The organism is Labrys sp. F242 (assembly GCF_057813875.1).
Window position 1 is genome coordinate 21,499 of record NZ_JBVASG010000008.1, and the last position, 11,769, is coordinate 33,267.

The window sequence follows — 11,769 nt, forward strand, 5'->3', positions numbered from 1 at the left end:
GATGAACGCAGGCCAGAGGCAAGCCTTCCTTGAAATGCGGTCGGCGCCCTGATCATCGCCGTGCTCTCCAACGGCCTGATCCTGATCGGTGTCTCCGACATCGGGCAGTTCATCATTAAGGGCGTGATCAACATCGGAGCCGTCGCTCTCGACCGCCTGCGATCTTCCGGCGACGCCCGGACATAGAAATCGATACTCACTCGTGAGGTCGATAGGGCCCGCCCAAGAATTTGCCCTGTCCTTGGGCGCGTGGCCCTTTTTTTTCGAGAGAGCCCACGAAACGGCTTCATTGCGTGATCTCAACAATGAAAACCAGAAACGACCGCATCATCGTCGTCGACGCATACGAGATCGTGCTGGCTGGGAGCGAGCAGGCTCTCCCTCCCTATCGCGGCCTGCCTTGCCTAAGCCGGCATCGCTCCTGGCGAAGTGGCGGTGATCGGGGATGGAGCCCGCAACGCGCTGTGGGTGCGGATTCTCGCCGATGTGCTTGGCCGGCGGCGAGGCGATCGCCGTAATTGCCACCAAGTCCGCCAATCTTGGACGTTGCCAAGCCGAGGGCCGAGCTGATGCAGGCCTATCCCGATAATTTTGCGGCCTTCTCGACGGCTCCTATCGGTTGTCGAGGGTGGTGCTCTAAAAGACTCTTATAGCAAGAGGCATTTTCAATAACTCCTGGTTCCGTCCAACGATTTTTGCCAAATCGTCGATTTGGTGTCTGAGATCGTCAGGTGTTCAAACCCCCGTTGCGCCAGCATCTCCGGGGCTTGGTATAAGGTCAAAGTGTGTATGGGTCGTCGACATGGACTTGACCCCACGACATAAGCCGAAGCTAAATATTGGCGATCCATCAAAACTGAACATCGAAGGATGCCGGTGGGAGTGCTGGCGCAGGGGAGTGGAATGAAGATAGGCGCACTGAAAGAAATATGGGCGGGTGAGACGCGGGTTGCGGTGACCCCGTCGTCCGCGGCGCACCTTGCCAAGCTGGGCCATGAAGTCTTTGTCGAGGCCGGCGCTGGAACTGCTTCCGGTTTTGGCGATGCCGACTATGTGAAGGCGGGCGTCGTGGTGGCCAATTCTGCCGCCGATCTCGTCGAGGCCGTCGACGTGGTGGCCAAGGTACGCCAGCCCAGCGATGCGGAACTGGAGCGCATGAAGAGCGACCAGACGCTGATTTCCTTCTTCTACCCAGGCCAGAACCAGGAACTGCTCCAGCACGCGAAGGACAAGGGCGTCACCGCGGTGGCCATGGACATGGTACCCCGCATCTCGCGCGCCCAGAAGATGGACGCCTTGTCCTCGATGGCCAATATCGCCGGCTATCGGGCGGTAATCGAGGCTGCCAACAATTTCGGGCGCTTCTTCACCGGGCAGGTCACTGCCGCCGGCAAGGTGCCGCCGGCTAAGGTACTGGTGATCGGCGCCGGCGTCGCAGGCCTTGCCGCGATCGGCGCAGCCCGCGGGCTCGGGGCGATCGTGCGCGCCTTCGACGTTCGGCCTGAAGTCGCCGAGCAGATCGAGTCGATGGGTGGCGAGTTCCTCTTCCTCGATTTCTCCGACCAGCAGGATGGCGCTTCGACGGGTGGCTATGCCGCGCCCTCATCGCCCGAATTCCGGGCCAAACAACTCGAGCTGTTTCGCGCACAGGCGCCCGAGGTCGATGTCGTCATCACCACGGCCCTGATCCCCGGCCGCGACGCTCCGAAGCTGTGGACCGCCGACATGGTGGCGGCGATGAAGAACGGCTCGGTCGTGGTGGACCTTGCCGCCGAACGCGGCGGCAATTGCGACTTGACCGTGCCGAACGAGAAGATCGTCAGCGAGAATGGCGTCACCATCGTCGGCTATACCGACTTCCCCAGCCGCATGGGCGCGCAGGCTTCCGAGCTCTACGCCAACAATGTCCGCCACTTCATCGCCGACCTGACACCTGCCAAGGACGGCATCATCAACCACAATATGGAGGATGACGTGATCCGCGGCGCGACCGTCACGCGGGATGGTGCCATCACCTTCCCGCCGCCGCCGCCCAAGATCGCGGCCATTGCCGCGCAAAAGCCGAAGGAGAAAGCTAAGGAGCTGACCTTGGAGGAAAAGCGGGCCAAGGAACGCGCCGACTTCAGGGCACAGACCCGCTCGCAGTTCACCCTGCTCGGCATCGGCGCCGTGCTGATGCTGATCGTCGGCCTCTATGCGCCGCCCAGCTTCCTCGGCCATTTCATCGTCTTCGTGCTGGCCTGCTTCATCGGCTTCCAGGTGATCTGGAATGTCAGTCACTCGCTGCACACGCCCCTGATGGCGGTCACCAACGCGATCTCCGGCATCGTCATCCTGGGCGCACTGCTGCAAATAGGGTTCGGATCGTGGTGGGTGATCCTTCTTTCGGCGATTTCGGTACTGATCGCCTCGATCAACGTCGTCGGCGGCTTCCTCGTCACCCGGCGCATGCTCGCCATGTTCCAGAAGTCGTAAGGGGATCGCCATGGAATACGGATTGACCACGGCGATCTATGTTGTTGCCGCCATTCTCTTCATCCTGTCGCTCGGCGGCCTGTCGGGGCAGGAGAGCGCCAAGCGCGCCGTCTGGTACGGCATCATCGGCATGGCGCTGGCGGTGCTCGCCACCCTGTTTGGCGCCGGCTCGGGCCATTTCTATCTGACGGTGGTGATGATCGCCTTTGGCGCGCTGGCCGGCTGGTATGTCGCCAATCGCGTGCAGATGACGGAAATGCCGCAGCTGGTGGCTGCCTTGCACTCCTTCGTGGGCCTTGCCGCGGTGTTCATCGGCATCAATGCCGAGATCACGCTGCAGGATGTGGTCGCGGCTCATGCCTCCGGTACGGCAGAGACCTTCACGGGCTTTGCGGCGGTGCTGGCGCACAAGACCTCGGCCGAGATCGCCATGCTGAAGGTGGAAGTCTTCCTCGGCATCTTCATCGGCGCGGTCACCTTCACCGGCTCGATCGTGGCCTTCGGCAAGCTGGCCGGCAAGATCGACGGCAAGGCCCAGAAATATCCTGGCGGCCATGCCCTCAATGCCGGGGCAGCACTGCTCTGCCTGGTTCTGGGCATCGCCTATTGCATGGGCGCCGGGCTGTGGGCGCTTTTGTTGATTACGCTCGCTGCCGGTTTCATCGGCTGGCACCTGATCATGGGCATCGGCGGGGCTGACATGCCGGTGGTGGTGTCGATGCTCAACTCCTATTCGGGCTGGGCGGCGGCGGCGATCGGCTTCACGCTGGGCAACGACCTCCTGATCGTCACCGGCGCGCTGGTGGGCTCGTCGGGCGCGATCCTGTCCTACATCATGTGCAAGGCGATGAACCGCTCCTTCGTGTCGGTCATTCTCGGCGGCTTCGGCGGCCAACAGCAATCGACCATGCAGATCGAGGGCGAGCAGGTCGCCATCGATGCCGACGGCGTGGCGTCAGCGCTCAACGATGCCGAAAGCGTCATCATCGTGCCCGGCTACGGCATGGCGGTCAGCCAGGCCCAGCAGTCGGTCAGCGAGCTGACGCGCAAGCTGCGCGCCGCCGGCAAGAACGTGCGCTTTGCCATCCATCCGGTGGCGGGCCGGCTACCTGGCCACATGAACGTGCTGCTCGCCGAGGCCAAGGTGCCCTACGATATCGTGCTGGAGATGGACGAGATCAACGAGGACTTCCCCTCCACCGACGTGGTCATCGTCATCGGCTCCAACGACATCGTCAATCCGGCAGCCCAGGAGGATCCGGGCAGTCCGATCGCCGGCATGCCGGTGCTCGAAGTGTGGAAGGCCAAGACCGTCTTCGTCTCCAAGCGCGGCCAGGGTACCGGCTATTCGGGCATCGAGAACCCGCTGTTCTTCAAGGAGAACACGCGCATGTTCTACGGTGACGCCAAGAAGTCGATCGACCAGCTCCTGCCCATGCTGGCCTGATCCAACGGGGCGATATCGGAATATACATGGCAAAGGTCGCTCCCGGCATATGGGAGCGACCGGAGGCTTCCTCCCGAGGAATTGCGGTGTTCGACATTCACCGGTCCCTGGCACTGTGAAGCAGCATAGAAATTGGCCGAGGGTGCGAGGCCGTTTTCCAAGATCATCATTCAAGGCTCGCAAGAGGCCTTCGCAGTATCAGGGTTTCTTGGCCTTTTTTCAGTTCGCGCGGCTGGTACGCATCCCAAGATAGGTGAGGGGCGGACTGCCGAAGGCGCGCTTGAACATGATCGTGAATGCGGCCGGGTTTTCGTAGCCCAGGTCGATCGCAACCGTCGTGACGGGCTCGCCCGCCGCCAGACGGGGCATGGCAAATAATAGACAGGCCTGCTGGCGCCAGGCCAGGAAACTGAGACCCGTCTCGAGCCGAAAAACGCGCGTGAACGTGCGCCGGCTCATGCCGAGCGCTGTGCTCCAGTCGTCGATTTGCTCGTGAATGTTCGGTCGTTCGACGAAACGTCGGCAGCGGAGAGCCAGCGGGCCGTGCGAGGGGTAATTCAGCGAAAGCGGCAGGGCCGGCATTTGCTGCATTTCATGGCGTATCAACTCCATCAGTGCGCCGGAGCGGCTATCGAGGTCGTATTCGAGTGGTAGGCTGAGCGCCTCGGTCATAAGGCTTCGCATGAACGGCGAAATGCCGACGACCTGGCAGTGGGCAGGCATGCTCGGAACCGCGTCAGGCTCGAGATACAGGCTTTGCATGCCGACCACGCCGACCATGCGAACGTGATGGGTCGTGCCGGGTGGAATCCACATTCCGCGTTGCGGAGGCATGACCCAGGTACCGTCCGGTGTCGCAAGCACGACGACGCCGGACGCGCCGGAAATCAACTGCCCGCGTCGGTGATGGTGAGGCGGGACGATGAAGCCATCCGGATAATCTCGGCCGATCGCGATAATCGGCCGAGGGATGTGATCGACGGTGTCGATATGAATGTCCCGCATGTTGGCCCACTCTCGTAGGATTTTGGCCCAACATTGGTGGCAGGCCGCATGGCCACTCGGTACGCTTCCGATCGGCCGAACACAAGCTCTCCGTTCCGATCGGCGATGGCTTTCTCCGAGGATTTTCCCGTGTCTACCCGAACTCTACCGCGTCAACATACACTCCCCCAACCGCAGACAAGGACAAAGACGGTATTCACCGTCTTGGGGGCGGCGAGTTTTTGCCATTTGCTGAATGACATGCTGCAGGCGCTCCTGCCCGCCGTCTATCCGATCCTTCAGGGCAATTTCGCACTCAGCTTCGCACAGGTCGGTTTTCTGACCTTCATCTACCAGATCACGGCATCGCTGTTTCAGCCCTTCATCGGTTACTATACCGATCGCCGGCCCATGCCATATTCCCTGCCTGTGGGCATGGCTTCATCGATGTCGGGTTTGCTGACGCTCGCCTTCGCACCCAATTATGGCGTGCTGCTGATCGGCGCCATGTTGCTCGGCCTAGGCTCCTCGATCTTCCATCCGGAAACGTCGCGCATTGCTCGCCTGGCGTCCGGCGGCGCCCATGGTCTGGCGCAATCGCTGTTTCAGGTCGGCGGCAATTTCGGATCGGCGCTCGGTCCCTTGGCGGCCGCCTTCTTCGTGCTGCCTCGTGGACAGGCCGGGCTCGCCTGGTTCGCGCTCGCCGCTCTTGCCGGCATCATCATCCTGACGGCGCTGGGGCATTGGTATCAGCTCAACGGTCACGCAAAGCGGGCATCGCACAAGGCTCCCGGCCATCATCCGACACTGACACGCGGTCAGGTTTCGCGGGCGATGGCCGTACTGATCGCGCTGCTTTTTTCAAAATATATCTATCTCGCCAGCTTCACGAGCTATTACATCTTCTATCTCAAGGACAAATTCGGCTTGGCCACGCAGACGGCCCAGATCTATCAGTTCGTCTTCTTCGCGGCCGTCGCATCCGGTACCATTGCCGGCGGGCCGATCGGTGACAGGCTCGGACGCAAAGTCGTGATCTGGGTTTCGATCCTTGGCGTGCTGCCATTCACCCTGCTGCTGCCGCATGTCGGCCTGACCGCAACCACCGTGCTGAGCGTGATCATCGGCTTCGTGATCTCCTCTGCCTTCCCGGCGATCGTGGTCTATGGACAGGAGCTGATGCCGGGCCGTGTGGGCATGGTATCGGGCCTGTTCTTCGGCTTCATTTTCGGGATCGGTGGCATCGGGGCAGCCGCACTCGGCACGTTAGCGGACCGGACCGGCATCGACTTCATGTTCCAGCTCTGTGCCTTCCTGCCGGCACTCGGCATTCTCACGGTGTTGCTGCCGAACCTGCGGGGGCACGAGTCATCGCAGGCATGAGGGGCTGGCGGCGGCGCTCACTTTGCTGTGCGGCATCTGAGCCTTGAACAGAAGTTCGGGCACAAATCCCATGGATAGCGAGCCCACGTGCGCGAGAGCGCGCGCGGGATCACCGGTCGAAGGCTTTGACCACCGTAGATACGAAGAGGGAAGCGGCAAAGAGCAGGAGCACCAGTGCCCCTATACGGGCGAACAACCGCGACGACGCCATGAGTCTGAAGCGCAAGGCGAGCCCGGCGCCGATCATAGTCCAGACGAGGCCTGCCGATGGGACGAGTACCGACAACCAGCAAAGATAGGGAAGGGCGGCCAATATCTGGCCGTCACGCAGGTGCGGTACGATCGACAGCGTGAACAAGAGTGCCTTGGGATTGAGGAGCGTCACGAGGAAAATGTCGCGGCTGCCCGATCCGACCGATGCCTGCCCTCGCTCGTGCCATCCCCACAATTTCCTTGCCGAGTAGAAGAGGGCGCAGCATGCGGCTATCGCCGCATATGTCGTTGCCGCGGGTACGATGCGTGCCGCGATGGCGAGGCCATAGGACCAGCCGAGTATGCCGGTCAGGTAGCCGGCCAGTTCCGCAGGCAGCAAGAATATGGTCGAGCGAAAGCCGATAAGGGCACCATTGGTCGCGATGAGCGTGTTGGTTGGCCCTGGGACGAACAGCAGCGCCATGGCCGCGAGTGAAAACGCAAACCAGTTTTCCATTACCGATACCTATGGCTGTGTGACGGCACCATGCGATGGCCGGCTCGGTCCAACCGGCCGACAACGTGGTCGGAAACCGCCGACCACGTCCGGGCATTCGGCCCTAGGCCGCCTGGGTGAGCATGATCTGGGGCCGGGTGACGACATAGAGGCCGTCGATCGCTGCAGTGGCCTGCAGGAAGTGCAGTCCGTTCAAGGCATCCATGAACTGCATGTTCTCGCGCCGCGTTTCCTCGCCGAATTGACCGGCACCACGACGCATGTCGACGCCCTGCCGCAGCTTTTCGGCAACCTTCTTGGCGACGAGCTCGCCATATTTTCCGTCGCTGAACTCGGTATAGTCGGCCCCGCCGGAGACGATGCTGACAAATGCCTTCTTCATGTCCTGATCGGAATAGTCCTTGGAGGTGAGATGCTGCGCTTCCCAGAAATAGCCGTCCTGTCCCTTGTTCAGGTCATAGAACGAGGACACCATCATCAGGAAGCGAAGATAGGCTTGCCGGTAGCTCGTTTCGAAGAAGTTGACCGCCCGGTCTTCGTCGACCTTTCCCTTGAAGATGCTGGCGATCGAAGCACCGGCGACGAGGCTCGACATCATCGCCAGATGCACGCCGCTCGATAGCAGGGGATCGAGGAAGCAGGCTGAATCGCCGCACATGAAATAGCCGGGCCCGGAAAACCGTTCCGAGGTGTAGGAGTAGTCGGTCTCCATCCTGATGTCGTTGCGCTTGGCATCTTTCAGGATGATCTTGGCCTCGTCATTGTTGGCCAACAGATGATCGTAGACCTGTTCGGCAGAACGGCCGTCCTCGCGTTCTTTTCTCAACTGGTCGCGGGTAATCACCGTGCCGACGCTGACGGTGCCGTCATTGAGCGGGATGAACCATATCCATCCCGCCTCGATCGAAATGATGCGCGTCGAGCCGGGCGGCAGGTTGTCATAGTTCAGGTTTGTCCCGGTCCAGTACGACCAGACGGCCACATTCTTGAAGACGTTATGGAATTGGCGGTCCTTCCTGTAGTCGTTGGCGATGATGCCGCTGCGCCCCGAACAGTCGACAAGATATTTGAAGCGGATGGTGCCCCGCGTCTCCGAGCCACGATCGAGATAGCTGGCGCCAACAGCCCGGCCATTCTCGAATTCGATATTGGTGACTTTCACGTTTTGATGGATGTCCGCGCCGTTTTCGGCTGCATGATCCAGCAGAAGCTTGTCGAATTCGGACCGTTTTACCTGGTACGAGTGCTGGGGCGCGCCTTCGATCTCGTCAAAGCGGAAAGACCATTTCTCGTTACCCCAGTTGAAGTAGCCGCCGGGTTTTTCAACGAAGCCATGTTGCTTGATCTTCTCGCTGGCGCCAATCGCATCGAGCATGGGCATCAGGGATGCGAGGAGAGATTCACCAATGTGGTACCGCGGAAACACGTCTCGTTCCAGAACCGTCGTCTGTACGCCATGACCGGCGAGGATGGTGGCAACCGTCGAGCCGGCTGGACCTCCACCAATCACAAGTACATCTGTTGTATTTGGTATCATCTAGGTCTCCTGTGCGTTTCGCGAGGCTAGATGTAGAAAGGGCGGCGGATTTGAAGTCCTATCGAGCCTCGGTAGTACGGGCGCCCGAATTGACGATAATTCTGCAAGTGAGAGCCGGTATCGTCCGTTCGGACAATATGTATTGCGTTCTTCTTGGCTGGCGGCGGCGTTGAGCGGCGGATGATCCGGCGGCCGTCTGGCAGGGAGCTAGTCCAACCGGACGATGCTCCGGATGCGGCCGACGTTAGCTTGGCCGGTATTGTCTCTCGAATGAGGCGCGCGGCATGTCGGCATTACTGCATAGGGCGCTGCTCGCGCTGATGATTTCACTGTCGTGGACGTCGGCTCGGGCATCGCAATGGCGGATATTGGCGCAATTCGACGATGCGCCTGAGGGCCTGGTCGCAGACGCGGACGGCAATCTCTTCGTCAGCCTGTTTCATTCCGGTCGGATCATGCGGGTGACCGGGGATGGCCGGGTCAGCAAGGTTGCCGATCTGCGTGATGTCATCGGCGATGCCAAGGGCAGCACGGTCGGCATCGATTGGGATCGCAAGGACCATCTTTATGTGGCGTTCTCTCAATATTCGGAACGCTACCCCTGGCCGGCAAAGGCCGAGCTTGCCGCCGAAGCCTGTGGCGATGCGACCGTCACCAAATCCGGCCTTTATCGCGTAACGATTACGACCGGAAAGGTCGAAGCGATCGTGACCAGGGCGGACGGATATCCGTTCTGCTTTCCCGATGATCCGGTCTATGCGCCGGACGGTACGATTTTTCTTTCTGACCTCAGCCTGCAGGCGATCTGGAAGATCGATCCCGAGCAAAAGGCGGCGCGGATCTGGTCGAAGGATCGCTTGTTCAGCCCGGGCGACCGCTCCCTGAGCGGCTACCCGGTCGGCGTGAACGGCATAGCCCTGGCGCGCGATGGCAAGGCGCTGTTCGGCGTCACGGGAGGCATCCCCATGCTCGTGCGGGTCCCGATCCTCGACGACGGCCGTGCCGGCAAGGCCCAGATGCTGGCCTTCGGCTATGACAATATGGATGGTCTGGAAGTGGATCGGAGCGGCAATTTCTATCTGACAGAAACCACGCGCAGCGAGATATGGAAGGTCAGCGCCGATGCCAGCAAGCGCCAGCAACTCGGCAATCCGCTCGAGGCCCCCCTCGGAGCCCCCGCCAGTATCGCACTCGTCAATGACGAGCTGTGTGTCACCAATCTGAATTTCTTCAAGAATCTCCCCCCAGCCAAGGCCAATTCGATCGTATGCCGCAAGCTCGATACTTCCCTGTGGTAGGCGCGGCTAGTCTCGATGCGCTTCGATGATTTGTCCGTCGCCGTCGACAAGGGCCAAGGAAGATGAGGTCGCGTCCATATATCTGCAGCTCCTATACGATAAGCGGCACGATGCCGGGCGGGGCGGTAGCGTCGCGCCATGGTTTTGCCGAAAGGGTGGCTGCGTGCGCCGAAGCCGGCTACGCCGGCATGTGCCTGCATTTTCGCGACTATGCCGAACAGCGCGAGCGCGGATGGCGCGACGAGGACATGCGGGCCGTGCTGGCTGCAGGCCGGATCGACTATCTGTCCCTTGAGTTCCTGACCGAGTGGTTCATGGGCGGCCAGGCAGGCGAGCTTGCCAGATCAAACGAAGAAGTCGCTTTCCAGGCGGCCAGGGCACTGGGTGCGCGGATTATTCATGTCGGCCCGGATCTGTCCGATCGCCGGACAGCCGGGCCGGTGATGCGCCTGAAATTTCGCGAGCTTTGCGAGCGGGCGGCCCGCTGTGGTCTGATAGTTGCCCTGGAGCCGGTCGCCTGGGGCAATGTGCGCGACATCGACACGGCTCTGGGAATCGTCGACGATATCGCCAATGCCGGCCTGGTGCTCGATTGCTGGCATTTCTTCCGTGCCGGCCTCGCGCTCGACGAGATGAAAAAGATCCCGATGGAACGTATCCTGGCAGTTCAGATCAACGACGCCGACAGCGTGCCGGTCGGGGCCTTGGCCGTCGACACGATGAACCGCAAACTGTGCGGGCAGGGTTCGTTCGAGCTCGATCGTTTTGTTGCGACCCTGGACGAAATGGGCGTGACCGTGCCCCTGAGTATCGAGATCATTTCCACGGATATGGCAGGACGGTCGGCAGCCGAGGCCGCGGCTCTATCGCTGGCCTCGGCGCGCAACTGCCTGCGTGGCCTGGGCTGAGCCATCAAACTATCCGCTGCTAGTCCGTTCGAACGATGTCGAGGCAGGCGGTAATTTTGCATAAGCTGGCAAAAATGCGCCGTCTGCTTCGTGGGCTTAGAGCCCCCGATGCAGTCGTTGCGTCCTCGAAATCAGGGAGGCGATGCGATGCTCAGTGAACTCGTGATCATCGCGATACGCGGGATTGCCATCGGGTCAATTTTCGCCACCATCGCGATGAGCTTCAACATCGTCCACGGCGCCACGAACATCTTCAATTTCGCCCAGGGCAACATGTTCATCCTGGGCGGGTTCGCAGCCTATTTCCTGGCAAACCAGGTTGGCCTGGGCCAATGGAGCGTGATGCTGCTGGTAACGGGCCTTGCCATCGCCGTCCTCGTTACCTTCCAGGGCTATCTCACTCTCCTGCCGCTCCGCTCGTCCGTCGAGCAGGATAGCTGGCTGATCTCCACGGTCTCGGTGTCGGTCATCGTCGCCGCCCTCCTGATGATCACGCAAGGACCGTTCGCTTATTCGGTATCCAATGTGGTGCCGAGTTTTCGCATTTTCGGAACCCGCACGCCCGGTGCTTATGCGTTGGCGATCGGGGCCATGCTATTCTGGTTCTGTGCATTGCGCTTCTTCCTGCGCCACACCTTCACCGGCCTCGCCATCAGCGCCCTGTCGCAGGATTTCGATGCTGCCCGAGCGGCGGGACTGCCGGTGCGTCGCCTTCAACTCATTTCGTTCGGCATCAGCGGCCTGATGGTGGGAACGGTCGGTTTTCTGGTCGCTCCGGTCATCTCCGTCAGCCCGGATGCCGGCCTGAAATATGTGCTGAATGGTTTCGTGGCCGCGGTCGTCGGCGGTATCGGCTCCAATGCAGGCACGCTGATCGGTGGGCCCCTGGTCGGTATCGTGGCGATGCTCACCGCCTACAAGCTCGGCGGGGCCTATCAGGATCTGGCGTCCTTGCTGGTTCTGGTCCTGATCCTGATGTTCAGGCCGCAGGGCTTGTTCGGGCGCGCCAGCGCAAGGCGCGTGTGACC

General features: G+C 61.1%; 9 protein-coding genes and 1 pseudogene. 7 read left to right on the forward strand and 3 right to left on the reverse strand.

The features are described 5' to 3' along the window. Positions 1–39: 39 nt before the first annotated feature. From ACZYTC_RS31375 to ACZYTC_RS31385, 3 genes and pseudogenes are all read left to right on the forward strand, one after another. Positions 40–186: pseudogene (locus tag ACZYTC_RS31375) on the forward strand (ribose ABC transporter permease); the annotation flags it as partial. Positions 187–903: 717 nt separating this feature from the next. After that, positions 904–2,475 carry a Re/Si-specific NAD(P)(+) transhydrogenase subunit alpha gene (locus ACZYTC_RS31380; protein ID WP_434960454.1) on the forward strand — a complete coding sequence of 524 codons (1,572 nt, stop codon included), beginning with the start codon at positions 904–906 and terminating at the stop codon, positions 2,473–2,475. A gap of 10 nt (positions 2,476–2,485) precedes the next feature. Beyond that, positions 2,486–3,922 carry an NAD(P)(+) transhydrogenase (Re/Si-specific) subunit beta gene (locus ACZYTC_RS31385; RefSeq protein WP_434960455.1) on the forward strand — a complete coding sequence of 479 codons (1,437 nt, stop codon included), beginning with the start codon at positions 2,486–2,488 and terminating at the stop codon, positions 3,920–3,922. A 219-nt stretch (positions 3,923–4,141) separates the two neighbouring features. Here ACZYTC_RS31385 and ACZYTC_RS31390 read toward each other — a convergent pair whose 3' ends face one another. Then, positions 4,142–4,927, reverse strand: coding sequence for an AraC family transcriptional regulator (locus ACZYTC_RS31390; protein WP_434960456.1), 786 nt, complete (start codon positions 4,925–4,927; stop codon positions 4,142–4,144). Between the two features lie 105 nt (positions 4,928–5,032). On the opposite strand from ACZYTC_RS31390, the gene ACZYTC_RS31395 reads away from it, so the two are divergent. Continuing rightward, positions 5,033–6,289: an MFS transporter gene (locus ACZYTC_RS31395; RefSeq protein ID WP_488991413.1), complete on the forward strand. Its 1,257-nt coding sequence runs from the start codon at positions 5,033–5,035 to the stop codon at positions 6,287–6,289. A 109-nt stretch (positions 6,290–6,398) separates the two neighbouring features. Here the strand turns inward: ACZYTC_RS31395 and ACZYTC_RS31400 are convergent, their stop codons facing one another. Both ACZYTC_RS31400 and ACZYTC_RS31405 read right to left on the reverse strand, forming a co-directional pair. After that, on the reverse strand, positions 6,399–6,998 hold the full coding sequence (locus ACZYTC_RS31400; RefSeq protein WP_488991414.1) for a LysE family translocator: 600 nt from the start codon (positions 6,996–6,998) through the stop codon (positions 6,399–6,401). 103 nt (positions 6,999–7,101) lie between these two features. Beyond that, the gene (locus tag ACZYTC_RS31405; RefSeq protein ID WP_434960459.1) at positions 7,102–8,535 is read right to left on the reverse strand and encodes an NAD(P)/FAD-dependent oxidoreductase; all 1,434 of its coding nucleotides are present in this window, start codon (positions 8,533–8,535) and stop codon (positions 7,102–7,104) included. Between the two features lie 284 nt (positions 8,536–8,819). Between ACZYTC_RS31405 and ACZYTC_RS31410 the strand changes: the two genes are divergently transcribed. The 3 genes from ACZYTC_RS31410 to ACZYTC_RS31420 all read left to right on the forward strand — a co-directional run bounded on the left by ACZYTC_RS31410 (position 8,820) and on the right by ACZYTC_RS31420 (position 11,767). Further along, complete coding sequence (locus ACZYTC_RS31410) at positions 8,820–9,833, forward strand: SMP-30/gluconolactonase/LRE family protein (protein ID WP_434960460.1); 1,014 nt, start codon at positions 8,820–8,822, stop codon at positions 9,831–9,833. Positions 9,834–9,895: 62 nt separating this feature from the next. After that, positions 9,896–10,741, forward strand: a complete 846-nt coding sequence (locus ACZYTC_RS31415) for a sugar phosphate isomerase/epimerase family protein (RefSeq protein WP_488991415.1) — start codon at positions 9,896–9,898, stop codon at positions 10,739–10,741. Positions 10,742–10,888: 147 nt separating this feature from the next. Continuing rightward, complete coding sequence (locus tag ACZYTC_RS31420) at positions 10,889–11,767, forward strand: branched-chain amino acid ABC transporter permease (protein WP_434960462.1); 879 nt, start codon at positions 10,889–10,891, stop codon at positions 11,765–11,767. Positions 11,768–11,769: the final 2 nt, after the last annotated feature.

Excerpts from the sequence above, each read along its gene's own strand:
- ACZYTC_RS31385 (WP_434960455.1), top strand. The coding sequence starts at position 2,486 with ATGGAATACGGATTGACCACGGCGATCTATGTTGTTGCCGCCATTCTC.
- ACZYTC_RS31420 (WP_434960462.1), top strand. The coding sequence starts at position 10,889 with ATGCTCAGTGAACTCGTGATCATCGCGATACGCGGGATTGCCATCGGG.
- ACZYTC_RS31410 (WP_434960460.1), top strand. The coding sequence starts at position 8,820 with ATGTCGGCATTACTGCATAGGGCGCTGCTCGCGCTGATGATTTCACTG.
- ACZYTC_RS31380 (WP_434960454.1), top strand. The coding sequence starts at position 904 with ATGAAGATAGGCGCACTGAAAGAAATATGGGCGGGTGAGACGCGGGTT.
- ACZYTC_RS31390 (WP_434960456.1), bottom strand. The coding sequence starts at position 4,927 with ATGCGGGACATTCATATCGACACCGTCGATCACATCCCTCGGCCGATT.
- ACZYTC_RS31400 (WP_488991414.1), bottom strand. The coding sequence starts at position 6,998 with ATGGAAAACTGGTTTGCGTTTTCACTCGCGGCCATGGCGCTGCTGTTC.
- ACZYTC_RS31405 (WP_434960459.1), bottom strand. The coding sequence starts at position 8,535 with ATGATACCAAATACAACAGATGTACTTGTGATTGGTGGAGGTCCAGCC.
- ACZYTC_RS31415 (WP_488991415.1), top strand. The coding sequence starts at position 9,896 with ATGAGGTCGCGTCCATATATCTGCAGCTCCTATACGATAAGCGGCACG.
- ACZYTC_RS31395 (WP_488991413.1), top strand. The coding sequence starts at position 5,033 with ATGGCTTTCTCCGAGGATTTTCCCGTGTCTACCCGAACTCTACCGCGT.